This window comes from Geobacillus sp. YHL (genome assembly GCF_022341265.1).
Lineage (GTDB): Bacteria > Bacillota > Bacilli > Bacillales > Anoxybacillaceae > Geobacillus > Geobacillus thermoleovorans.
The window spans coordinates 1-24,431 of sequence record NZ_JAEIGB010000025.1; the positions used below are offsets into that span (position 1 = coordinate 1).

A 24,431-nucleotide genomic window follows, 5' to 3' on the forward strand; every position below is an offset into this window, starting at 1 on the left:
TTATTGTTCCATCTATCGAAAAATAGTTCTTATTTACTACAACTCATTATAATACAAAATGGGGTTCATTCCAATTTCCTACATCCAAAAAAAAAAAAGACATCATGGCACCCATCGTCCAATGATGTCCCCTTAGCAGCGCTGCCGGCGGTGGTTTAGTTGATACACAAGGGCGATCAACTGCGACCGGTCATTGACGCCAATTTTTTGAAAAATGTTCGTAATATGATTTTTCACGGTATGGACGCTAATGAACAACCGTTCTGAAATTTCGCGGTTGCTGCAGCCTTGAATGAGCAGCTCCAATACATCCATCTCCCGGGCTGTCAACTGCTCGGACAGCATGTCGATATTGACCGTCCCATCATTCTCACCGTGGGCCTTGCCGCTAATCATCATCGCACCAATCGCGGCCAGCGCCGTCATATACACTTCCGCCTCTTTCGCTTCCCTTCCTTTCTTTATATGAACGGCGAGAACGCCATAGCGGCCATCGCCGACGAAAAACGGCACTTCCATCACCGATTTGCCCTCGACATCAAGCAACGCTGGCACCTCGCTTTTCGCCTTCTCGCCGTGACAGCCATAGCGACGGCAGACATCATCCCGATAACGAACGGCCATTTCTACGTCCATCGCCCCTTCGTGGACAACGGCTGTTTGGCCGCCATTAGACCATACCACACAGACGAAATCCCCGTAAGCAAACTCCGCGGCGAATTCGGCCATCATCCGGATGATTTCTTCCTCATTCTGCACCATACGCATGGCCCGTCCAATTTCCATCAACATCGAAAGGCGCATCAAATGGCGGTCCATTTTCATATCGGCCTCTGTACATTTAGCCAGAAGCAGCCAATGTTGAACGAGGGCGGAGCCGACCGAACGAAGCGCCGCTGGCAGTGAAGAGGCCGCCTCGCTGCCGATCATGACCCATCCTTCCATTGTTTTCCCGTACATCGCCGGATACGCAATCATCGCTTTCGGGCGGATGCCATGGCGGACAAAAAAGGAAAAGCGTGGATCCAAAGCGGCATCTTGAACGTAAACCGAACGAAGCGGCGGCTTCGAAGACGAAAGCGGCGGAAACAACGCATCGATCATCTTGCCTCGCAGCTTTCCGGCCTTTTCCCCGCTTGCCGCCGCCACCATCCATCCTTGCGGACACTTGGCGATATACAACGCCATATCGACGCGTTCATCGAACGCCCGCAACTCAAAAAGCAGCTTATCCACGTCCGCTAGGGCGGAGCTGTCCGTGACCACTGCTTCGAGCCGTTTTCCGTATTCACAGCATTGCTGCTTGCGGCGCTCGCCGCTGATTAATTCCCCGCATATGACCGCCATCTTTTCTATATCTTTTAACTTCGCTTCGACTGCCCGCGCCGGCAGCGCCACCGATCGTTCGATGGCTGACACCCACTTTCCGCCGGCTGCCAGCGGCTGTTCGCAAATAAGCCATTTCGTCTCTTCCTCGATAAACACGCCTGCCCAAATCCAATATTCCGCCTTCTCATCGACAAACACGGGAGCGACGATGCTTTTCATGCCAAAACGCCCGACCGGTACGACCGATGGACGCTGCCATCCGTCAATAACAAGTTCTCGCGGGCAGAAAAACGATGGCGCTTCCCTTTCAGCTGCAAACAAAACGAGCTCCGCCAGCTCGGTCATATTCGATACTTTCGTCACGGGAGCGCCGTGATCATCGACGATAAGCATGCTCAACTCCGTCAATGCCGCGTATGCATCTTGAATATATTGCAACGATTCACGGATCACCACGCCTTCAACTCTCCTACAACTCGTTTTTACCCCTATCTATTATGGACAAATAACTGGCAAGAAATCAAGCTTTAACCCCCTGCGACAGCAAAAACAAACCGGCGCCGGCGGCCCGCACGAGATAGCGGGCGCCGCGCCGGAAAAGAGTTTTTGCGCCAAACAGAGCGCACCATCAAGAACAGGCCCAAGCATTTCGAGCAGCTTGGAAATGAACATCACCAATCGATGCACAATTCAAGAGCATGGAGACAATCAGACAGTTGCCGCTTAATCTCCGCCAGCGCTTCCTCCGTCTTCGCTTCTGCGCGTAAGACGAGAATCGGCTGCGTGTTCGACGGCCGCACCAACCCCCAGCCTTCCGGGAACTGGATGCGGGCGCCATCGACGTCAACAACCGGATAGCGGCCAGCGAACCGGTTTTTCACCGCAGCAATGGCAGCTGGTTTTTTCTCTTCCGGACAAGCAACTCGCGTCTCCGGCGTCGCCGCGTACCGCGGCACATCGGCAAACCACTCGGACAGCGGGCGCTCATCGTGCGACAGTAATCGAAGCAGGCGCCCAGCGGCGTACAGTGCATCGTCATAGCCGTAAAACTCATCATTGAAGAACAAATGGCCAGACATTTCACCAGCAAACGGGATCTCCGGACGACGGCGCAACGTCGCTTTGACGTGCGAATGGCCGGTGCGATGGAAGAACGGTTTCCCGCCAAGCCGTTCAATTTCCTCAACAAGCGCTTGCGAACATTTCACTTCAACGGGCGCGTCGGCTCCCGGATAGCGCTTAAGAATCTCGCGCCAGAACAGCACCATCAGTTGGTCGCCCCAACGGATCGCACCCGTTTCATCCACAACGCCAATCCGGTCGCCGTCGCCGTCAAACGCCAAGCCGAGATCAGCCCGCTCCTTGCGCACGGTTTCAATCAAATCAGCCAAGTTTTCCGGCACGACCGGGTCCGGATGATGGTTCGGAAACGTTGGATCGGATTCACAGTAAAGCGGGATGACATCGCATCCCCACTCTTTGAGCACTTGTGGCGCAATGATCGATGGGGTGCCGTTGCCGCAGTCGACGACGACCTTCAGCTTGCGCGGACCGAGCTTAATTTTCTCCTTCAACATCTTGATATAGGCCGGAGCAAGGTCAAGCGTTTCCTCGCGCCCGCGCGCTGTTTCAGGACGCGGCTGTTCCTGGCTGAGCCGCTCCATCGCCCGCCGCAGCGCTTGGATGCGCTCGCCATAAATTGTCGTTTTTCCCATGGCGATTTTAAATCCGTTCTCATCCCCTGGGTTATGGCTGGCGGTGATGATCATGCCGCATGGAATGTTCGTGTAGTATAAGCTGTAGTAAAACATCGGCGTCGTCGAAAGCCCAATATCGACGACATCGCAGCCGCCATCGAGCAGCCCATCTTTGAGCGCCCGATGCAAGCCAGGCGATGACAGACGATTGTCATGACCGACAACCGCCCTCTTCTCGCCTTCCTTTTTCATCATGTCGGCAAAGGCCCGTCCGAGCCAATACGCGAACGACTCATCGAGCTCCTCTCCGGCTCGTCCGCGGATGTCGTATTCTTTAAACACGTGTGCCGGCCATGCGAACGGTTTCGTTGTTGACGTATTCATCGACAACCACCTCCACCGAAATCGATTGAGCGATTGCTGCCGTTAATAAGTAAGATAGCGTCGACTCTGCCCCCCGATTCGGGTTCGGGCCGTTTGGACCAAGCCCATCACAACAGCTGCCATCGCTTCGGTCAGCCAATGGAACGCGGCCGTCATTGCTTCCATAAAACCACGCCAGGCAGCGGCGGACGACGCCGCGATAACGCTCGTCGTCCGTCGCCCAATACGCTTCGCGCGCCGCCAAAGCGAGCTTCATCACATCAAGCGGCTGCTGATCCCAATCGGCGCGGTAGCGGCGGCTGCACCAGCCGCGGTTGCCGATCGGGCGGATGACACCTTCCGGTCCGCTCATTTTTTCAATAAGGAAAGCAAGGCTTTTTTCCGCCACTTCCCTCACCTCATTCCGCGGCGCGCGCCGATATGCCGTCCAAAGCGCCCACGGCAGCACCCCGTTGGCGTACGTCAACTCCGGCTCATACCAATGCCAATCGTCGCCAGCATGCTCCCAATACGCCGCAAGCAGCCGCTGCTCAAGCCGTGCAGCCAAAGCTGCCACTTCCTCTTGATCGACGCCAAGCGGGCGTCCTTCTGTCAATAAGACGCCGCAAGTGGCCACCCCCCAGGCGACGCCGCGCAGCGAACGAAGCTCCCAAGCCGCCGGCATGGCCCGCCGCAACATATCTGCTGCCGCCTCGCGCCGCGCCGGATCGCTGAGGCGAACGTAAGCCAACGCCGCCGCCCAAAACGACCGCCCGAAGCAGTCGTCTGACGGCGTTTCCTCTTCTTTTGTCCGATCGAAGAAAAAGTTGTTATGGAACGTGCCATCATCGTTTTGCGCCCAAAGCAAAAACGCCAAATACCGGTCAAGCAAACGGTGCAGCCGCTCTTTCTCTCCTTTGTCTTCACATAGCGCCAGCCATTCCAGGCACGCCCAAATGGCGCGGGCGTTGTCATCGGTCGAATAACCCTCGCGACGGCGCGGGATGCGGCCAAGGCTATGCTCAAGCAATCCGGTGTCGTCAGTCATGCGCTCGAGATGGTCGAACTTAATGACTGACGGTGCCAATGGTCTTCACCTCCCCACGTTTCGCGTCGCACATGCGCGCAAACAAGGCGACATGCTGTTCGCCGACGCGCGGCCAATGCGTGTTTGCCCCGATTTGGCGCACCTTTTCCTCCCATCGCTTCAGCGCCGCCTCGTCGGCCAACAGCTGCCCGAGCCGCTCTTCCCAGGCGGTCGTATCGCCATACGGCAACAACAGCTCTTCACAACCTTGCAACAAATCGCGCGCATGCTCATACGGGGTCGAAACGACCGGACGGCCGACGCCGACCGCATAGGCGAGCGTGCCGCTTGTGATTTGCTGCATGCCCGGGTACGGGGTGACATACAAATCGCACGCCGTCAAATAATCAATCAGCTCTTCTTCGCTGAAATACCGGTCCTCCATGCGGACATGGCCGTCGAGTCCAAGCCGATGAATCAACGCTTTCAGCTCATCGCGGTACGCCTCGCCCTCCCGTTTTTTCACTTCCGGATGTGTTTGGCCGGCGATGACATACAGCGCTTCCGGCACCTTGCGCACAACGCCCGGCAATGCGGCTAAAACCGATTCAATCCCTTTGCCGCGGCTGAGCAGCCCAAACGTCAACATCACTTTGCGGCCGCTGAATCCGAGGCGTCGGCGAAGCGAATCGCGATTTTCGCTGCTTGGGCCTGGAGCACCGTGCGGAATGTAGACAATTTTTTCTTCCGGCAGGCCAAACGCTTTGACCAAATACGGAATCGCCTGCCGGTTCATGACGATGATCGCATCGCTTGCCGCCGCGATCTTTTCTTGAATCGGGCGGTACGGCAGCGGCGGTTCGGCAAACACCGTATGGAACGTCGTCACAAGCGGTTTTTCTAGCGCGGCGATGAAATCAAGAATGTATTCGCCCGCCTCGCCGCCGAAAATGCCGAACTCATGCTGCAATAAAACGATGTCAATGTCGCTTTCATTCACCCGTTTGGCCATCTCGGCATACGCCGCGCGGTTTTGCGCCGGAAGCGGCCAATACGCCGGGTTGTGGCGGTAGGCGTCATCGCCGTCGCTTTCGTTATACAAAACGATGACGCGGTCGCCATCAGACGGGCCCCGGACGCCGTCAATGCTTTGGCGCAAATGTTCCGTAAACGTCGCCAGCCCGCACCGCCGCGGCGGGTACGTGCTGACGTAGGCAATTCGAATCATGCTTGCACCGCCTCCTTGAACTGATTAATAATCGAATCTTCGAACACTTCTCCCGCCGGCGTCACCGTCCGATAGCCGAAAATGCTGTTTTGCAAACGGCTGCGGTCACGAATGACAGAGCGGTCCCAAACGATTGTCTGCGCGCAATGGACGCGGGCGCCAATTTGGCAGCGGTCGCCGATGACCGCATTCGGGCCAATGACGGCCTGCGGACCGATTTTCACGTGGTCGCCGATGAGCACAGGCGGCACAAACAAAACGCCAGACCCAATCTCCACGTTTTCACCGACAAACACGCCCGGTTGAATTTCACGTCCTTTGAGCGGAATCGGAAACTCCCGACGCAACGCATCCCAATGCACTTGGCGGTAGCGGGCCGGCGTCCCCATATCACGCCAGTATCCGTTGCTGACGATGCCATATACACCGACATTCTTCTCGATCAGCAGCGGGAATGTTTCGCGTTCAATCGATACTTCCCGCTCAGCCGGAATATAGCGCATCACGTCCGGCTCGAAAATATACATGCCGGCATTGATGCGGTTCGATGGCGCTTCTTCGCGGCGCGGCTTTTCGACAAAGCGTAAAATTTGCCCACGATCGTCTTGTTCGACCACCCCATAGGAAGAAGGATCGTCTACTTCCGTTAAAACAATGGTCGCCAAACCGCCATGTTGACGATGGAAATCAAGCAGCGGGATCAATTGCGGCAAATGCACAATGTCGGCGTTAAACACGAGAAACCGTTCCTTCAGCCAGCGCTCGGCGTTTTTGATCGCCCCAGCCGTTCCGAGCGGGAACGGTTCGAGCGCGTATGTAATCTTGACGTTCCAGCGCTTCCCATCTTCGAAATAGCGACGGATCACTTCTGAACAATGATGTGCGGCGATGACAAATTCGTTGACTCCTTGGTCGCGAAGATGAACGATGAGGTGTTCAAGCCATGGCCGGTTCGCAATCGGGGCCATCGGTTTGGGGATGTTTTCGGTCAATGGACGAAGACGCGTACCTAATCCTCCTGCCAGCAACAATGCTTTCATTTCGTCATCCCTCCATACGATTTTTTTCACAAAACTAGACACGATTTTTGATGGATGAACGAGAAAATGAAAGTGATTCATAGATTGCTAGCACTCGGCTGTGATGGTTGCTAATAATAATATACATAATATTCCTTCTGTTGCGCAAGCGAAATGATTGTCGGATGGTGTCGATGAGGAATGATTGATGCTTGCAAATTTCAAAACTTTCATTTTCTCGTTCTTCTTTTTCTTTGCGGTATAATGAACATCGTTAATGCTATATATATGTGAGGGAGGAGGAGAATACGCCATGATTTCTTCATTTTTCCGTTACCATGTTGGCATTGCCGGTGCCGGCGCATTCGCTGAATTTCTCGCCGGCGCGCTCGCGCCGCTGCCTGAATTTCAATTGACAGCCGTTGCCGGCCGTACAGACGAAAAGCGCCAGCGCGTCATCGACGCCTATCGCCGCCGTCAGCCGCAGGCGGGCGACGTGCGCGAATACCGCGAAGCTGAACAATTGATCGTTGACCCGCACGTCGACATCGTCATTCTCACCACCCCGCCGCATTTGCACGCCCCGCTTGCCGAGCGGGCGCTTGAGGAAGGAAAACATGTGCTGCTTGAAAAGCCAGGCGGCCTCACCGCCGAGGCGTTGCGGGCGAACATCCAGCTCGCCGCCCGCCAAAACCGGGCGTTGGCGGTCAATCTCGTCTTGCGCTACCATCCGCTCACAGAAGCTGTCAAGCAACTCATCCACCGCGCGCTTCTTGGACCAGTGGACTACGCAAGCCTTCACAACGCTGCTCACCGCGTCGCCAAAGGCCATTGGTTTTGGGACGAGCGGCGAAGCGGCGGCATCCTGATCGAGCACGGCGTCCACTTTTTTGAAGTCGGTCGCGATTGGTTTGGCGAAGCGGTTTCCGCGCACGGGTTCGCGTTAAGGGAAACAAACGGCACACGGCCGCGCGTCGGCGCTACGGTGATTCATCAAGGCAACGGACGGCGCATCCCTGTCCATTATTACCACGGCTTTACGATGGACCCTGCCGCTTCGGAATCGACGCACTGGGACATTCATACGGCACGCGGGCGCATCGTGCTTGAAGGCTGGATTCCGACGCAGCTGTCCGTCTCCGGCCTCGTCACTGACGAGGAGGCAGCCTGCATTGACGCCTGGCTTGACGCCATCCCGACAAAGCCGTCGGCTGACGCTATCGAACAACTGCAGCAAGCGGCCGATCGGCTGTTGCCGCCCACGGAACCTTCAGCCGCTCCGCGCCGCCCATACGAGCGCACTGTGGTGCTCTCGGACCGCCACGGGTGGTACGAAGCGATCGCTCAAACGCGCTTTCTTGATTTTTGCCGTTTGATCGAGAACCCGAGCTGGCGCGTCCTCGTCACCGCCGAAGACGCCGCCGCCGACCTCTCCTTGGCCGAAACGTGCACCGTGACGGATAAAGCAGTCGACCCACTTGACATCCGCTAACATGCTGACACAAAAAGAGCCTGGTGCGGCCACATGGCAAACGGCCGCAACCAGGCTTTCTTCACCTCAATCGTCGATAGATCTCGGTCTCATCAGAACGTCCAAAACGCCCTTCTGCGCTTCCCCCTCAACCAACAACGCCTCAACAGTCGGAATGTCCGCCGGCGCCCACTCAAGCGAGCGCAATGCTTGAAGCGGCACCCACCGAAGCTCAGCATGCTCCCGCGCCCGCGGCTCCCCATCGACTAAGCGGGCTTCATACGTCCGCAAATGCACGATGGCGTGTTCATACTCATGGAACACATCAGCCAACAACTCACCGACCGAAATGGTGCAGCCAAGCTCCTCGCGAATTTCCCGAACTAAAGCGTCTTCGGGCCGCTCCCCCTCTTCCACTTTGCCGCCCGGAAACTCCCACACGTTGGGAAGCGACATGTTCGGCGCGCGCAACGCACATAACACATCCCTCTGTTCATTGAAGATGGCTGCCCCGACAACATGAATGACCCGTTTCATTCATGACCCGCCCTTCTCATCCATATACGCCATTTTAGCAAAAACCGTCTCGCTTTCCAAAACAGTGGAACCCCTTTAGGCGTTATGTTACTTTAAAGAAGAGCAGAACCTTTTCACCAGGTGCTCCGTATTCTCAACTAAAATCGCTGACAAGGGGGAGAACGTGTTGTTCAAAAAACTGTTAAGTTCGATCGGCATCGGTGCCGCCACTGTTGATACGAAGCTCGCCAAAGCGCAATATGTCCAAGGCGAAACCGTCGAAGGGGTTGTCGACATTCGCGGCGGCAGCGTCGAACAGCACATTGATGAAATTTATTTGGCATTAGTCACAACGTACATCCGCGAAATCGATGATAAGAAATTTGAAGAAAAAGCCGTGCTGGCGCGCTACAAAGTGAGCGGCCCGCTGACGATTGGACCGAATGATACAAAGACCATTCCGTTTCAATTCGCCTTACCGTACGACGTGCCGGTTACGCTCGGCACCTCGAAAGTGTGGCTGCAGACCGGTCTTGACATTAAAATGGCGCTCGATCCGCAAGACCGTGACTATCTCACCATCGAGCCGCACCCGCTTGTCACGGCGTTTCTCAAGGCAGCCGAGCAATTAGGATTCCGCCTCCGCCACGTCCAATGCGAACAAGCGCCACGCTATTGGCAACGGCGGCTGCCGTTTGTCCAAGAGTTTGAATTTCGTCCGAGAAGCGGGGCGTTTCGAAGCCGTCTTGACGAATTGGAAGCCATCTTCTTTGTTTCTGAACACGAAGTCGAAACCATTTTGGAAATCGACCGCAAGGCACGTGGACTTTCCGGGTTGTTCGCAGAGGCGCTTGACATGGACGAGACGTTTGTCCGGTTCACCTACGGGCCGAACGATATCGCATCGTTGCCGCAACGGCTGGCCAATCTCATTCAGCGCCATAGCTGAACTAAAAAGACAAAAGGGGCCATCGGCCTCTTTTCCTCCATCGTGAAGCAGGTCGGCAGCTTGCCCCCTATTCTCCCGGTTTTTCCATCATCGCTGTTTCGCAGGCGAAGCGGCACGGTTTCTTTCTAGAAAATACGAAACGCCCGTTTCCTCCATTAGGAAGCGGGCGTTCTGGATTGATTATGTGGATTTCACAAGCAACGCACAGCACTCGACATGCGCCGTATGCGGAAACATGTCCACCGGTTGGACAGTTTTCAACACATAGCCGAACGGGGCTAGCTCCGCAATATCAGCCACAAACGTCTCCGGATTGCACGAGACATACACCACCCGCTCCGGTTGCGCCCGGCCGATTTTGCGCATCACTTTTCCGCCTGCGCCAGAACGTGGAGGATCCAAAAGCAGCAGCTCCGGCCGCCCGAACTGCTCCAACACGTCATCAATCCCGCGCCGTGCATCCCGCGCCAAAAAGTACGTATTGTCAACGCCGTTGTCTTTCGCGTTTCGTTTCGCCGACTCGATCGACGTTTCCACAATTTCAATGCCCGCCAACGCCTTCACCCGCTTGGCGAACGGCAAGGAAAACGTGCCGACTCCGCAGAAGAGATCGATCATTTTCTCATGGGGCTTGGGCTCGCCCATCTCCAACGCCAGTTCAACCAATTTGGCCGCCTGCACCGGGTTCGTTTGGAAAAACGTATCAAACCAAAGACGGTAGCGGAACCCGCACAATTCATCGTAAATGAAATCCCGTCCGGCCAGCACGTGCGTTCGTTCCGCCTGGGTGCGGTCGGCCCACGCCCGATTCTCCAGCCAAAGCAAACTTTTCACGTCCGGGAGCGCCTTCGTGATCCGCTCCGTCAAATCAGCCGCCGCTTCTTTCAACTCCCCTTCCGGCGCCTCGGTCGCAAAGAGCGCCACCATCACCTCTCCTGTCGCAAACGACTCGCGCACCATGACGTGGCGAAGCAGCCCTTCATGGGTGTCTTTGTGATACCCAGGCAGCTGATGATCGCGCGCCCAACGCGCCACTTCCATAGCGGCTTTGACGATCTTCTCGCCGGCAATGAGACATGTCTCCAACGAAATCACTTGCCGGAAATTCCCTTGCTCGTGCAGTCCAAGCAGGCCCTCAGGAGAGAACGTAAACTCCATTTTATTGCGGTAATGCCACGGATGTTCCATCCCGATCGTCTCGCGCACAACGTCCGGATCAAATCCGTGCTGGGCAAGCAGCGCCTTCACCTGTTCGGTCTTATGCCGCAGCTGTCCCTCATAGCGCCAGTGCTGCCAGACACAGCCGCCGCAGCGGTCAAAGTGCGGACACGGCGGATCGAGCCGCTCTGGATGCCGCTCGATCACTTCTTCCACTCGGGCATGGGCCCTCCGGCGTTTCGGCCAATCGATCAAAACCCGCACCTTTTCACCAGGAAGCGTGGACGGAACAGTGAGTTTGAGCTTTTTTCTCCTCCCTTCTTCTTCCTGCCAAACGACCGCTTGTCCCGCTCCTTTTTTATCCAACTGATGAATGTCCGTAATGAACGATTGTTTTCCGCTGTCTGTCAATGGCTTTCCTCCTTCCGAGATGAACGATGTTGTCACCCTTTATGTATTGTACACGATCAGTGGACGAATCCAAAGAAACTTCGCGCAGGGGAAAAGATTGGGAATTAAAAGCATTGGAAGACGGAAAAACGGAATTCACCTTGATCCATTCCGGATGGGATGCGGACAAAACAACCGAATTTGGGCAGCCTCACACAGTCGTTCGCAAGATTATGGATGACGGGTGGGAGAACATTGTCAACCAAAAACTTCCCACATATCTTGAAGGATAAACGAACCGTTTCCGCGCCGAAGCACGATGTGTTTCACGCCATCGCCGATCCAACCCGCCGCCAGATGTTGCAGCTACTCGCGGACAACGAATTGTCGATTGCCGCGATTGCCAAATCCTTCCCGATCAGCCGCACAGCTGTCAATAAAGCAAGGTTGGTCAGCTGTCGGAAAACGGGACGCGAAACAAGGTACAGGCTGGAGCCCGAACCTCTCGTCGAACTGAAAACGTGGCTTTCCTTCTTTGAAGGGTATTGGGATGAACGGCTTGCGGCTCTCAAGCGTGTGGTGGAAGCGGATGAGGAGCCATCATAATGGCAAAATCGCATGAATTCACGGGGGTCAAGATGGTTCGAGGATGCCCATCCTAGAGAATGTCTAACGAAAGTGTTCCTTAATCCATATAGATGATGATGAAAAAAGGGTGTCCCGCTGCATCCGGGACACCGTCGACTCCAACCAATCAACCTGTTACAATGCCTTCTCTTTCTTTTCTTCCCATCTCTTATATCCATTTTCCCAGAATTCCGCGTTCTTGATTCCGTATTTCGACGCGTTGAACTCCGGATCTTTCCCTTGCTTCAGCTGTTCTTCGTAATCTTTCAAGGCCATATAGGCCGGTTTAAACAACAACAAGATCGCAATCAAGTTGAGCCACACCATGATGCCAAGCCCGATGTCGCCCATCGCCCACGCCGTCGTCGCCGTTTTGACCGTTCCATAGAACGTGGCCGCCAAAAAGATGAGCTTCAAGGCAAAGAAGGCCGTTCCCCTCTTTTCACTGCGCACCAAATAGGCGAGGTTCGTCTCGGCAATATAGTAATACGCGTACATCGTCGTAAACGCGAAGAAGAACAGAGCGATCGCAATAAAGGCCGACCCGAATCCCGGGAAGAGCGTGTCCACCGCCGCCTGCGTATACCCTGCGCCCGGTTCCACCCCTTTCAAATGCTCGACAATCGTCTCTCCCGTTTTTTCATTGATCACATTGTATTGACCTGTAAACAAAATCATCAGCGCCGTCGCCGTCACGACCAAGAACACGTCCAAATAGATCGAAAATGCCTGCACAAGCCCCTGCTTCGCCGGGTGGGACACTTCCGCCGCCGCTGCCGGGTGGGCGCCCGTCCCTTGCCCCGCTTCATTCGCATAAAGGCCGCGTTTGACCCCCCACATCACCGCCGAACCAAGAATGCCGCCAAACACTTGATCAGCGCCAAACGCGCTTTTGAAAATCAAACCAAACACATCCGGGACTTTTTCAATATTGGCCGCAATAATGGCAATCGCGACCAACAAATAGCCAACTGCCATAAACGGCACGACAATTTCCGCCGTTTTCGCGATCCGCTTCACTCCGCCAAAAATCGTAAAGCCAAGAACGGCAATCACGAAAATTCCCGTCACCAATTTCGGAATGCCAAACGCATTCGAAAAGCTGTCGGCAATCGAGTTTGCTTGAATTCCCGGCATCAGCACCGCCATCGAGAGAATGATCGCCGCGGCGATCACCACCGCAAACCATTTCCAGCCAAGGCCTTTTTCAATGTAGAACGCCGGACCGCCGCGGTATTGTCCGTCTTGTTCCTCTTTATAAATTTGCGCCAGCGTCGACTCGACATACGCGGTCGCCGCTCCGATAAAGGTGATCACCCACATCCAAAAGACCGCGCCCGGCCCCCCGTACGCAATCCCCGTCGCCGTCCCGGCCACGTTCCCGACGCCGATGCGGCCGGACAACGACATCGTCAACGCCTGGAAAGAAGACACCCCGGCCTCAGAGCTTTTCCCCGTCGTCACAAGCCGGACCATCTCTTTCACATGGCGGATTTGCAGGAAACGGGTGCGAATGCTAAAATACAAACCGCAACAAACAATGAATGCAATCAAAAAAGGACTCCATAGCCACCCGTTCACCGTTTCTACAAGCTTTTCAATCAACCCAATCCCTCCTATGCCAGCTGATTATTTTTGTTGTACAACACACAACTTAAATAATATTATAAATATTACACATTTCAGCTTCAATAATTTTTTTCATATATCATTCTTTTCTGTATTTTCTTTATATTTCCTGCGCTTGTCCTCGTGTAGAAAAATGAACGACTTTCTTCGCTTTTTTAAAAATAACTTTGAAGCCCAAAAATGATAGATGAGGCAAGACAGAGAAATCCGCCTCGAACGGTCCCCTAATGCCAGTCCTTGAGGCCTTGAGCGCGAGCCCCATCTCCCCCAATGATCCCCATCTGAATCGCCGCAAACGCAAAGCCGAACACACAGAACAGCGTGTTCGGCTTTGGCTGTTGTTACATATAGCCGATGAGAAACACGACAAAACCGGCCAATCCGACCGATGCGACGAAGAGGCCAAAGGCGATCCGTTTCGCGGCTTTGCTCTTTTGGACAACACCATACACGAACAACACGATCGACATGACCAACAAAAGCAAAATGAGAGACGAAATGCTCACGTTCAGCGCTCCTTATCGTGCACTGCCCCTAGGAAAGACAGCGCATCTCCATCCGTGCCATCACAACCAGCGATTGATCCATTCCCGCGAGAACCTCTTCCCGGTTGATGCCGCCCATCGCTCACGCCCCCGCAATTTCTTCCGAATTTCGGTTAATCTCATCGATAATGCGAATAATCTTCCGCGCGTCATCCATGTTGTCTTGAAAGAGTTCAACAATGCTGCCAACGGTTTTGAACGGTTCTTCCTGCAGCACCCGCTTGTCCATGACTCCATTTTTCACAAAGTAATCGATGATCAATTTGACAAAACGGCTTTGTTGGATGTTCAACCGTTCGCTTGATAAAAATTCGGAAAACGCTTCGTTGGCGGCCTGTGGGTCAAGGCCTACGATTTGGCGGACGAGCTTTGTAATCGGTGTGTCTCCGAATTCTCTTTTATAATCTTCCTGTGTGCCAAGCTCATTCCAAAGAATATGTTCCAACGTTTTTACGTCTTGGACGGTTAGCTTTTTATTATTTCGCAGCTTGTAAATGGCCATCTGGTCGCGGTGTTCGTGCAGATAATGTTCCACCTTTTTTCGATAATTTTTCAGATCATTGACAGTAAATATCGGTCCGTTTTCTTTCACTTCCAACACTTGGTCTTGAAAGTTCGTATAGTAAATTTTTTGCGTTTCTTTTTCAAGGAATTTCACTAAATCACGCAACGCTTCGCGAACGGCTTCCAATTCGAAAATATCGGCTTCGCTCCAAAATTCTTCCGTCTGTACTTTTTCAATAATGTATTTTTGTTCCATCACTTGAGGAATCGAACCGAGTTTCGACAATGCCTCTGCAGTACGAATCACACTCCGAATTGGCTTCGTCGCATTTTTCGTTTGCAGTTTTGCCAACTCAATCGTGTACATGAGTAAATCAAAACGTTTCGCAAATTCATCATCATTCAACGGAACAATCAGCGGCGAAATATGTTCTTTGATTTCATTAACATCTATCGCTGTTAAGGAGTCCCATTTAGTCCGGTTTTTAAACTTGTGTACGTATTGAATATGTTGGCGTACGCGGAAGTTTTCTTCGTTTAACTTATTGATTTCCGCTAGCACCTCGTCAATCAATTCATTGCGATAGGCAATATACTCTTCTTCTTGGTATTGTAAATGCTGCAGTTCTTTAATGATTTCGATTTTGGCATTAAATAGACGCTCCGTTAAGCTTTCCACCGCTTTTCCTTCGATTCCTTTCGGATTTTCCCGGAAAAACTCGAAGTTGCCGCAATAGTCAAAAATAAGGAAATGCTTTTTATCTTTCCCGACTCCGAATAAGTCTTTGCATAAACGGGTTCCGCGTCCAATCATTTGCCAAAACTTTGATTTGGAGCGTACCTTTTTAAAGAACACAAGGTTGACGACTTCCGGAATATCCACTCCAGTATCGAGCATATCGACCGATACGGCAATTTGCGGCAATTTGTTGCGGTCGGAAAAATCATCGATTAATGTTTGATAATAGTTCACGCTGTAATCAATGACCCGTGCAAAGCCGCCCTTGTATTCAGGGAACAATTGATCAAAGCGCTCCACGATTCGTTCCGCATGGCGATGGTTTTTCGCAAAAATAATCGTTTTGCCGAGTTTGTCTCCTCCTTCGACGCGAATTCCTTTTTCCATTAAATCTCTCAGCACTGTATCAATCGTATCGTCGTTAAACAGCCATTCATTTAACGCGGCACTGTCAATGTCCTCGCCCACTTCCTCATCAAATGTTTCTTCATATCGTTCTTTTTCTTCATCCGATAACTCATCGTAATGAATGCCTTCTTCGAGAAACTTTAATTTTGTTTCAATCGTCCGATAATCGACTAAATAGCCGTCCTGAACGGCTTGATCTAACTCATAGGCATAGGTCGGCACACCGTTTTCTAAATCGAATACTTCATATGTATTGCGGTCAATTTCGTCCTTTGGTGTAGCGGTGAGCCCAAGCAATATCGCGTCAAAATAGTCAAAAATCGCCCGATATTTCTTATAAATACTGCGGTGGGATTCATCGACGATAATTAAATCAAAATGCCCGACGGTAAAGAGACGTTTGCCGTCTTTTCGCTTCGCTTCGTCAATGGCGTTCATCATTGTCGGGTACGTCGAAAACACCATGCGGCTTTCCTCTGGATTGTCTTTGTTATCGAGCAAATTGCAAAGTGTCAAGTTCGGCAACAAATGGCTAAAGCTGTTTTTGGCTTGCGTTACCAGAGTTTTGCGGTCCGCTAAAAACAAAATATTTTTTACCCAATTATGACGGGTAAGAACATCGACAATCGCGGCCGCCGTCCGGGTTTTGCCGCTCCCCGTCGCCATGACAAGCAACGCTTTGCGCCGTTTGTTCTCGAGCGCGTCACATACGGCTAACACCGCTTCTTTTTGGTAATAGCGATTCGTTATGTTGTCATTGATTTGCACATTTTTTAGCGGCTTCTTCATCGTCCGACGATCAATAAGCAAGCTTAATTCTTCCTTATTGTAAAAGCCGGAAACTCTCCGCGCCGGATAGTTAAGGTCGTCCCAAATATACGTTTCAAAACCGTTTGTGTAAAAAATGATTGGACGTTGGCCATGCATTTTTTCAATGCAGTCGGCATATAGTTTGGCTTGTTGCTTTCCTTTGTTCGGGTCAGCGGTTGTCCGTTTCGCTTCGATAACCGCAAGCGGCTTACCGTTGTCGCCAAAAAGAACGTAATCGACATAGCCGACTCCTTCCTGATTCGGCATGCCAACAACAGGGTATTCCACAACAACGTCCTTTTTAAATTCCCAACCCGCTAGCTTTAAATCTAAATCAATGTATTTCTTTCTTGTTTCCCATTCGCTTAGTTCATCCACTTGGAAGTGGTACTCTTTTGTATTCGCTTCCCGTTTGGCGGTGAGAAGAGCGCGTAGCTGTTCGTTTTCTTTCATCATTTCTTCGAGACGTTTATCTTTGGAGCTTAACCGTTCGTATAAATCTTTTAATTCTTCCGGACGCTCGCGCTTTTCCTCTCCGATTGGCAACAACGATTCATCAAAATCTGTAGCAGTGTATTCGTCAGAATAACAATAATCAATCCATGACACAAACTGATGCAGATTATGCAGAGAAAGAATCGCTTCTTCCCTCGTAATCATCGAGTTCGTATGAACCGCGACATTTCCCAGTTTGACAATGTAACGCAACAACGGCAACAAGTCTTCATCAATAATGGACAAAAAGACGTTGTCATGAATCAAGCTGGAAAGATTATCTTGATACGGAACTTTTAAAGCGCTATCAAAGCTGTACACCCACTTCACCGCCAGCTCCAGCGCACGGCGCGTCAAAATCGCGCACGTCGCCGGACTCACAACCAAACTTTTCTCCGCTTCTAAACACGCATTCGTAAAGCTCTCATAATGAGGTTTTCCTATTAAAAAATGAAAGTTGGATAACAACAAACACCCCTCCCTTAACCGAAACTAACTTCTTATCGCTCGCTAGTCGTTGAATAACTCTCCTTTAAATGCGCGTTGCATGAGAGAGTTAAAGTTGTTTTCAAGCTCTGTCAAGCTTTTGTGAAGAATTGCTTTCTGGGAATCAACTTTTTTTACTATTTCAGAAAATTTGGCTTGCAAATCTCTTGGCGGCAACGGAATTTCCATGTTTCTTATGTCCGTTAAAGACAAGAACTTTTGTGTTCCTCCGCGTTTATTTTTATTGAGAATATAATCAAGATAATGTGAATTCAATAAATATTTTATATATATATTGATTACACAAGGATTGTTAAATTTTATTAATGCTACATTCTTTATCGCAAAATTTGGCTGTTCGTCGACGATAATTGGATTTCCGATTGTGCCAATCATCGGCATAATAATATCTCCTATATCAACTTTAGACCTCTTATTAATATTTATAAAGTCTTCTTCCGAGATGTAGTTTACGTTACTTAAATCTATTTTCCCATTTTTAATATTTTTAGAAGTTACTAAAGGATAACCGCTTGGAACATACTTAGGCGAATCGTGTGTTCCATCCCTTACATCTGTAATGTCTTTAAGTGGTCGTCTTTCCCATGTTTTATTGGCAACAGGATCGCCAAACATTTCCAAAAACACACTTTTTGTTAACTGATCTAGCGCTTCAATTTGAGCTTTTCGTTTGTCGATGAGTTCTTGGGCTTTGTCTAATGCTTTCACAATCTTTACTTGATTTTCTATATCGGAAACCGGTATCTTAATGCTCTCTATATCTTTTTTACTTATAGCCTTAAAAGTACTTCCCGTCCCCATACTTTCTATTTCATTTTTCTTATAGTTTAGTGCATAAAATAAATATTTATAGTTAATCATATCATTATTCGCTCTGATAGCAGCTAATCCCCTACCAATACAGCACTTAGTATTCGCAATATTAACATCCCCTACAGGTGCTCGTACTGACATTAATATATCGTTTTCATTTGCAACTTTTAAAGGTGCAGAACAATAAGTCTTAGGAGTTGGGTGCAGTTTACCAAAATCAGCTTTCCCCTGAAAAAAAGGCAAGCCTTCTTTCCTATCATTATACGTATCAGACGAAGGTGATTGTCCCATGATTATTTCACATACTTCTGCAACTTTTTTATACTTAATTGCGGTCATAATACTTTACTCCTTAATCATTTCCTTCAACTCTTTAATTCCCTGCATAATCTCTTTTTCCAACGCTTCTATTCTTTCAAGTATCACACTTGGCGCTTCATACTGTACCTCTTCATACTCAATCTCTTTATATTTGTTAATCGAAAGGTCATAGTCGTTTTCACGGATCTCTTCCACTGGTACAAAGAAGGATTGGTCTGTGCGCTTTCGTTCTTTTTCCGCTTCAAGGTTATGGAATCTCGCGATAATATCCGGAATGTCGTTTTCTTCAATCGGGTTGCGCTTATCGTCTAAGGAGTAACCGTCCGCTTTCATGTCGTAAAACCATACTTGATCCGTGCCGCCGACTCCTGTTTTCGTGAAAATCATAATCGCCGTTGAAACGCCTGCGTATGGTTTAAATACGCCGCTTGGCATGGAAATAATCGCTTCTAATTTATGATTTTCGACGATTTCTTTGCGAATATCTTTATGCGCTTTGGAGCTGCCGAACAACACCCCATCGGGCACGATGCAGGCGCAGCGCCCACCTGTTTTTAAGATGCGCAAAAACAGCGCCAGAAACAAAAGCTCGGTCTTCTTGGTTTTGACCACTTTCAGCAAGTCGCCCGCCACCGCTTCGTAGTCGAGCGAGCCTTTAAAAGGCGGATTGGCCAGGACAAGGGTGTATTTGTCCTTATCTTTGTTTTGTTCCGACAAGGAGTCGCGATATTCGATATTTGGATTTTCAATGCCATGGAGCATCATGTTCATCGCACCGATGCGCAACATCGTGCGGTCCATATCAAAACCGTAGAACATATGGTTATTAAAATGCTCTTTTAAACTTTGCACTAAAAATAAGTCGCTGCGATGTTTGCGCAAATATTCGCCCGCCGCCACCAAAAACCCCGCCGACCCCGCCGCCGGGTCGACGATGATGTCTTCCGGCGTCGGTTTCATCAGCTCGACCATCATGTGAATGATATGACGCGGCGTGCGGAATTGACCGTTCGTGCCTGCGGTGGCGATTTTCGATAACAAATACTCGTACAAATCGCCTTTCGTATCGCGGTCTTTCATCGGAATGCGGTCAATGCCGTCGACGATTTTGACGAGCATTTGCGGCGTCGGGATCATGAAAATGGCGTCGCCCATATATTTTGCATAGGCCGATTCCCGATTGCCGTGCAAGTTTTTGATGAACGGAAACACTTCATTGGACACGACATCGTACATATGGGCGGCTTCAAAATGTTTGAATTTGCTCCAGCGCAAGTGTTGCTTATCGGGAGGAAAGATGCGTTCCGATTCAATGCCGAGCAGCGCATCCTCCTGCTCGCGCTGTGTTTCGACTTCATCCAAGCCTTTGATGAACAATAAGTAGGTAAACTGTTCAATGACCGTCAGCGGGTTCGTAATGCCGCCTGTCCAAAACGTTTCCCATATTTTATCGACTTTATGGCGCAATTCGCCTGTGAGCATGGCTTCTATGTACCTCCTTGTGATTTCCAATCTCCATTATATACGGTTTCCGGTACAAAAGGGGAAGAAAAATATGTTTTATGCCGGTTGACGCTCAGAAAGACGGAGAATGGCTTTCTTTGTGGAACAAAGAAACTCCCACTGTGCTTTGTTATGAAGCGGGAGTCGTTCACCATAACCGTTCGAGGAACACCTGCAAGTGTTGTGGATTCTCAATAGGATGGATCTCATCCAGCCCCCAGTTTTGCAGGCGGATGAAATCTTTATCATGTCATTCGTGTCGTCATGGCCGTTTGCCCAATTCGACTGCAAACAACAAGGCCGGATCCACCGGCCCGTTGTCTTATCTCAACCGAATTTTCGCCACACACTCCACATGCGCCGTGTGCGGAAACATGTCCACTGGCTGGACTTCGATCGTTTCGTAGCCGCCGTCTTCTAGGATGCGCAAGTCGCGGGCGAGCGTCGCCGGGTTGCACGAGACGTAGACGACGCGGGGCGGTTTCATGGCGATGATCGTCTCAAGCAGCGAGGCGTCACAGCCTTTGCGCGGCGGGTCAACGACCAAGCAGTCAGCGCGGATGCCTTCTTCGTACCAGCGCGGGATGACGTCTTCGGCGGCGCCGACTTCGAAGGTGACGTTTTGGATGCCGTTGAGTTTGGCGTTGCGCTTGGCGTCTTCGATCGCTTCGGGGACGATTTCGACGCCGTAGACGTGTTTCGCTTTACGCGCCAAAAAGAGCGAGATCGTGCCGATGCCGCAGTAGGCGTCGATCACCGTCTCCCGCCCGGTCAGCTCCGCGTATTCGAGCGCTTTGTCATACAGCACTTTCGTCTGTTCGGGGTTGACTTGGTAAAACGAGCGGGCCGAGATGGCGAATTGAATGCCGCCGATGCGGTCGGTGATGAACTCGCTTCCCCATAACACCCGCGTTTTGGCGCCGAAAATGACGTTCGTCCGCTCGGGGTTGACGTTTTGCACGATCGATTTCACGCCCGGAATGGCGCGGACGATGTCACGGACAATGTCCTGTTCGTGAGGCAGATGGTCCGTGCGGGTGACGAGCACGACCATCACCTCGCCAGTTGACGCGCCGTAGCGGGCGACAATATGGCGAAGAACGCCCTTGTGCGTGGTTTCGTCGTATGGGGGAATACCATAGCGCTCGGCGATGCGCTTCACGGCCTGGACGACGACATCGTTCGCCTCTTGCTGGATGAGGCAGGCGTCCATATCGATGATTTCATGCGTCCGCTCCTTGTAAAAGCCCGCCACCAAGCCCCCTTCGCGCTCGCCAACGGGCACTTGCGCCTTGTTTCGATACCGCCATGGGTTCTTCATCCCGATGACGGGATGGACGGTGACGCCTTCTAGCTTGCCGATGCGGGCGAGCACTTCTTTCACCTGCTTTTCCTTCGCTTTCAGCTGGCCTTCGTAGCTGAGGTGTTGCAGCTGGCAGCCGCCGCATTGGCGATAGACGGGGCACGGCGGCTCAACGCGGTCGGGGCTTGGTTCGTACAGCTCCACGAGGCGGCCGTACCCATACCCTTTTTTCACTTTGATCGCTTTCACTTTCGCCCGCTCGCCGGGAAGCGCGTGTTTCACAAACAACGGAAAGCCGTCGACTTTCGCCACCCCGAGCCCGTCGTGGGTCAAATCGGTGAATGTGACGTCATAATACTCGTTTTTGGCGACTGGTGGTTGCTGCTTCGTCATGTCGTTCTCCTTTCTGCCGTTCCTCTGTATATGTAGCGTGCCCTTTATAGGGGAAAGGCATAAGAAAAGAACAGGCTTATCTTCCTGTTCTCACTTGTTCTGCCTTTTCTTTTGGCATCAATACGTCAATATGGCGGCGCAAATTGACGAACTCCCCTGGAAGCATGCCGCCGAATTCGCCGTCTAAGTTCAGCTGCATCGGTGAGTGCACTTTTACCCGGTTCGCTTTCGTGTAAATGACGTGCGGGTCGTTGATGTGCTCGCCGCGCGCCGCGAGGGTGACAAGGCGGATGAATTCGGCCAAGTTCGTTTTCTTGACGATGATAAAATCGAACAGGCCGTCATTCAATGATGAATCGGGTGCCAGTTTTTCAAACCCGCCGACCGAGTTCGTGAGCGAAACCAAAAACATCATAATCTCGCCTTCGAACAGTTTGCCGTCATACTCGATTTGCGCTTCGGTCGCCTTGATGGACGGCAACATCTCGATCCCTTTCAAGTAATAGGCGAGCTGGCCAAGCATCGTTTTCAGCTTGCTCGGCACTTCGTAGGTGAGCTCGGTCAGGCGCCCGCCGCCCGCGATGTTGATGAAATAGCGCGTTTTGTCTTCGTTCGTCACACAGCCGATGTCAATCGGGACGGGCTCGCCCGTGGCGATCACGTCGCACGCCCCTTCAATCGAACGGGGCACGCCGATGGCGCGGGCGAAATCGTTCGTCGTCCCAACGGGAATGACGCCCAGTGTCGGCCGATGCGGCTGATCGGCGATGCCGTTGACGACTTCATTGATCGTTCCGTCGCCCCCTGCGGCGACAACGAGATCAAATTCCCGCAGGACGGCCTGGCGCGCTGCTTCCGTCGCATCCCCCGGCCCTTCGGTGGCGTGGCACGACGTTTCATAGCCCGCCTTTTCCAACCGCACGAGCACATCAGGCAAATGGCGCTTAAACAGCTCCCGCCCTGATGTCGGGTTATAAATGATTCGAGCTCGTTTCATTATTCTCAACCTACTTCCTTTTTTCCATTCCACCCGTTCCCATCATAACGAAACAACGCTTCATGCGCAACTCCGACGAATGTCGTGAACAAGGCGGCGAGAAACAGCGCCCTCGGGTTCAAGCGAAGGGCGCTGTGGGAGGATAGGCATCATTCTGTTGTCTTCGCCTCTTGGGACGATGCTGGCGCACCGAGCGGCTGGACATGGGCCGCTCCACCCTGGGCGACGCTCTCGAGCAGCTGCTTCACATCGATGCCGGTCGACGCTTTCAACGTCTCCTGCAAGCTCGCCATTAAGTTCGTCGCATAGCCCGTGACGCGGTTGGCGCCGCCTCCCGCTCCTGAGCCGGTGTCGACGATCGTCAGCTTCTCGATGTTCGCAAGCGGGCTCGCCACTTGTTTCGCATACTCCGGAAGCATCTTGATGATCATGTCGAGCACCGCAGCCTGGCCATAGCGCTCGAACGCTTCGGCGATCTTTTGTTTCGCTTCCGCTTCGGCGAGGCCTTTCAGTCGGATGATTTCCGCTTCCGCTTCCCCTTTCGCTTTCTCCGCCTCGGCTTTTGCCAACCCGTCGAGTCGGACGCGCTCCGCTTCCGCTTTCGCCAGCGTTTCGACGCGGTACTTTTGCGCATCGGCTTCGGCGATTTGTTTCGCCTTTTCCGCCGCCGCTTTTTGTTCGATCGCATAGCGCTCGGCATCGGCTTTTTTCTTCACTTCCGAGTCGTATTGGCGCTCGCGGCGCAAAATTTCTTTTTCTTCGAGCTCGATTTGTTTTTGCCGCTCGATGATTTTGATTTGCATTTGTTGGGCCATCACTTCTTGTTTCGCCTTCGCTTCCTCCAAATGATACGCCTGGTCGGCGCGCGCTTTGGCGATGTCTTGTTCGCGGCGGAACTCGGCGAGCTTCAGTTGGTTGATTTTCTCCGCTTCGGCGATTTCCGTCAGCCGCTCGAGCTCGGCTTTGCGCGCTTCCTTGTCCGCTTCGGCGCGCTTGATGCGCGTCTCTTTTTCCGCCTCGGCTGTTGCGATGTCGGCGTCGCGCTTCACTTGGGCGATGCGCGGTTTCCCGAGTGCATCAAGGTAGCCGTTTTTGTCGCGCACGTCTTTGATCGTAAACGAGACGATGACGAGCCCCATTTTCGCCAAATCTTGCGACGCGACACGCTGCACTTCTTGCGAAAACTTGTCGCGGTTTTTGTAAATTTCTTCAACAGTCATTGACCCGAGAATGGAACGGAGATGGCCTTCGAGCACTTCTTTCGCTTCGTTTTCCATATCTTGGCGTGTTTTCCCTAAAAACTGCTCGGCCGCGGTCGCGATTTCGCCGATTGAGCTGCCGACTTTAATAATGGCCACCCCGTCCGCCATCACGGGCACGCCTTGTTCGGTGTACACCTCGGGCGTTTGCACGTCAAGCTTGATCGACAATAGGCTCAGCGGCTCAGCCTGTTGGAAAATCGGCACGACGAACGTGCCGCCGCCGCGGACGATTTTGATTTTGTTTCCCGATTCATCGACATGAACGTTTTTGCTTCCTAAGTAGCTGCCCGTCACAATGAGCGCCTCGTCCGGCCCGACGGTGCGGTAGCGGGCGATAAAAATGGCAATAAGGCCGACAAGAAGCAAGACGACGACGCCGATCACGACAAGCCATGGCGCAATAGTCATCACTTTTTCCCCTTTCTCTG

18 protein-coding genes and 1 pseudogene are annotated in these 24,431 nt (G+C 52.1%); 4 read left to right on the forward strand and 15 right to left on the reverse strand.

The window, feature by feature from the left end:
- Nucleotides 1–132 precede the first annotated feature (132 nt).
- The 5 genes from JCR24_RS17520 to JCR24_RS15460 form a co-directional block, all read right to left on the reverse strand.
- The gene (locus JCR24_RS17520; RefSeq protein WP_144329937.1) at nt 133–1,785 is read right to left on the reverse strand and encodes a helix-turn-helix domain-containing protein; all 1,653 of its coding nucleotides are present in this window, start codon (nt 1,783–1,785) and stop codon (nt 133–135) included.
- Nucleotides 1,786–2,000: 215 nt separating this feature from the next.
- Entirely contained in the window at nt 2,001–3,410 is a 1,410-nt protein-coding gene (locus JCR24_RS15445) for a phosphomannomutase/phosphoglucomutase (protein ID WP_238980928.1), read from the reverse strand.
- On the reverse strand, nt 3,361–4,476 hold the full coding sequence (locus JCR24_RS15450) for a glycosyl transferase (RefSeq protein ID WP_238980929.1): 1,116 nt from the start codon (nt 4,474–4,476) through the stop codon (nt 3,361–3,363). The genes JCR24_RS15445 and JCR24_RS15450 overlap by 50 nt, the downstream gene beginning before the upstream one ends.
- Nucleotides 4,457–5,644 (reverse strand): glycosyltransferase family 4 protein, encoded by a 1,188-nt coding sequence (locus JCR24_RS15455; RefSeq protein ID WP_238980930.1) that lies wholly within the window; start codon nt 5,642–5,644, stop codon nt 4,457–4,459. Before JCR24_RS15455 ends, JCR24_RS15450 begins: the two co-directional genes overlap by 20 nt.
- On the reverse strand, nt 5,641–6,684 hold the full coding sequence (locus JCR24_RS15460) for a nucleotidyltransferase family protein (protein WP_013522916.1): 1,044 nt from the start codon (nt 6,682–6,684) through the stop codon (nt 5,641–5,643). Before JCR24_RS15460 ends, JCR24_RS15455 begins: the two co-directional genes overlap by 4 nt.
- Nucleotides 6,685–6,976: 292 nt before the next feature.
- Here JCR24_RS15460 and JCR24_RS15465 point away from each other — a divergent pair, with 292 nt between their 5' ends.
- Nucleotides 6,977–8,155 (forward strand): Gfo/Idh/MocA family protein, encoded by a 1,179-nt coding sequence (locus tag JCR24_RS15465; RefSeq protein ID WP_238980931.1) that lies wholly within the window; start codon nt 6,977–6,979, stop codon nt 8,153–8,155.
- A 66-nt stretch (nt 8,156–8,221) separates the two neighbouring features.
- Here JCR24_RS15465 and JCR24_RS15470 read toward each other — a convergent pair whose 3' ends face one another.
- Nucleotides 8,222–8,671 carry a (deoxy)nucleoside triphosphate pyrophosphohydrolase gene (locus tag JCR24_RS15470; protein WP_020754997.1) on the reverse strand — a complete coding sequence of 150 codons (450 nt, stop codon included), beginning with the start codon at nt 8,669–8,671 and terminating at the stop codon, nt 8,222–8,224.
- Between the two features lie 163 nt (nt 8,672–8,834).
- Here JCR24_RS15470 and JCR24_RS15475 point away from each other — a divergent pair, with 163 nt between their 5' ends.
- Complete coding sequence (locus JCR24_RS15475) at nt 8,835–9,599, forward strand: sporulation protein (protein WP_238980932.1); 765 nt, start codon at nt 8,835–8,837, stop codon at nt 9,597–9,599.
- A 180-nt stretch (nt 9,600–9,779) separates the two neighbouring features.
- Here the strand turns inward: JCR24_RS15475 and rlmD (JCR24_RS15480) are convergent, their stop codons facing one another.
- Complete coding sequence (gene rlmD, locus JCR24_RS15480) at nt 9,780–11,168, reverse strand: 23S rRNA (uracil(1939)-C(5))-methyltransferase RlmD (protein ID WP_238980933.1); 1,389 nt, start codon at nt 11,166–11,168, stop codon at nt 9,780–9,782.
- Between the two features lie 89 nt (nt 11,169–11,257).
- On the opposite strand from rlmD (JCR24_RS15480), the pseudogene JCR24_RS15485 reads away from it, so the two are divergent.
- Both JCR24_RS15485 and JCR24_RS15490 read left to right on the forward strand, forming a co-directional pair.
- Nucleotides 11,258–11,440, forward strand: a pseudogene (locus JCR24_RS15485) (SRPBCC family protein); the annotation flags it as partial.
- Complete coding sequence (locus JCR24_RS15490) at nt 11,403–11,753, forward strand: ArsR/SmtB family transcription factor (protein WP_238980934.1); 351 nt, start codon at nt 11,403–11,405, stop codon at nt 11,751–11,753. The pseudogene JCR24_RS15485 and the gene JCR24_RS15490, both read left to right, overlap by 38 nt.
- A 156-nt stretch (nt 11,754–11,909) precedes the next feature.
- Here JCR24_RS15490 and JCR24_RS15495 read toward each other — a convergent pair whose 3' ends face one another.
- The 8 genes from JCR24_RS15495 to JCR24_RS15530 form a co-directional block, all read right to left on the reverse strand.
- Nucleotides 11,910–13,379 carry an alanine/glycine:cation symporter family protein gene (locus tag JCR24_RS15495; RefSeq protein ID WP_020755003.1) on the reverse strand — a complete coding sequence of 490 codons (1,470 nt, stop codon included), beginning with the start codon at nt 13,377–13,379 and terminating at the stop codon, nt 11,910–11,912.
- A gap of 365 nt (nt 13,380–13,744) precedes the next feature.
- The gene (locus JCR24_RS15500) at nt 13,745–13,909 is read right to left on the reverse strand and encodes a hypothetical protein (protein ID WP_015373875.1); all 165 of its coding nucleotides are present in this window, start codon (nt 13,907–13,909) and stop codon (nt 13,745–13,747) included.
- Between the two features lie 121 nt (nt 13,910–14,030).
- Complete coding sequence (locus JCR24_RS15505; RefSeq protein ID WP_238980935.1) at nt 14,031–17,372, reverse strand: DEAD/DEAH box helicase family protein; 3,342 nt, start codon at nt 17,370–17,372, stop codon at nt 14,031–14,033.
- Nucleotides 17,373–17,414: 42 nt separating this feature from the next.
- Nucleotides 17,415–18,563 carry a restriction endonuclease subunit S gene (locus tag JCR24_RS15510; RefSeq protein WP_238980936.1) on the reverse strand — a complete coding sequence of 383 codons (1,149 nt, stop codon included), beginning with the start codon at nt 18,561–18,563 and terminating at the stop codon, nt 17,415–17,417.
- A 6-nt stretch (nt 18,564–18,569) separates the two neighbouring features.
- Nucleotides 18,570–20,027, reverse strand: coding sequence for a type I restriction-modification system subunit M (locus JCR24_RS15515; protein ID WP_238980937.1), 1,458 nt, complete (start codon nt 20,025–20,027; stop codon nt 18,570–18,572).
- A 343-nt stretch (nt 20,028–20,370) separates the two neighbouring features.
- Nucleotides 20,371–21,744 carry a 23S rRNA (uracil(1939)-C(5))-methyltransferase RlmD gene (gene rlmD, locus JCR24_RS15520; RefSeq protein ID WP_238980938.1) on the reverse strand — a complete coding sequence of 458 codons (1,374 nt, stop codon included), beginning with the start codon at nt 21,742–21,744 and terminating at the stop codon, nt 20,371–20,373.
- A 76-nt stretch (nt 21,745–21,820) separates the two neighbouring features.
- Complete coding sequence (locus JCR24_RS15525; protein ID WP_015373870.1) at nt 21,821–22,741, reverse strand: diacylglycerol kinase; 921 nt, start codon at nt 22,739–22,741, stop codon at nt 21,821–21,823.
- Between the two features lie 149 nt (nt 22,742–22,890).
- Nucleotides 22,891–24,411, reverse strand: a complete 1,521-nt coding sequence (locus JCR24_RS15530; protein ID WP_081132793.1) for a flotillin lipid rafts scaffold protein FloT — start codon at nt 24,409–24,411, stop codon at nt 22,891–22,893.
- Nucleotides 24,412–24,431 lie beyond the last annotated feature (20 nt).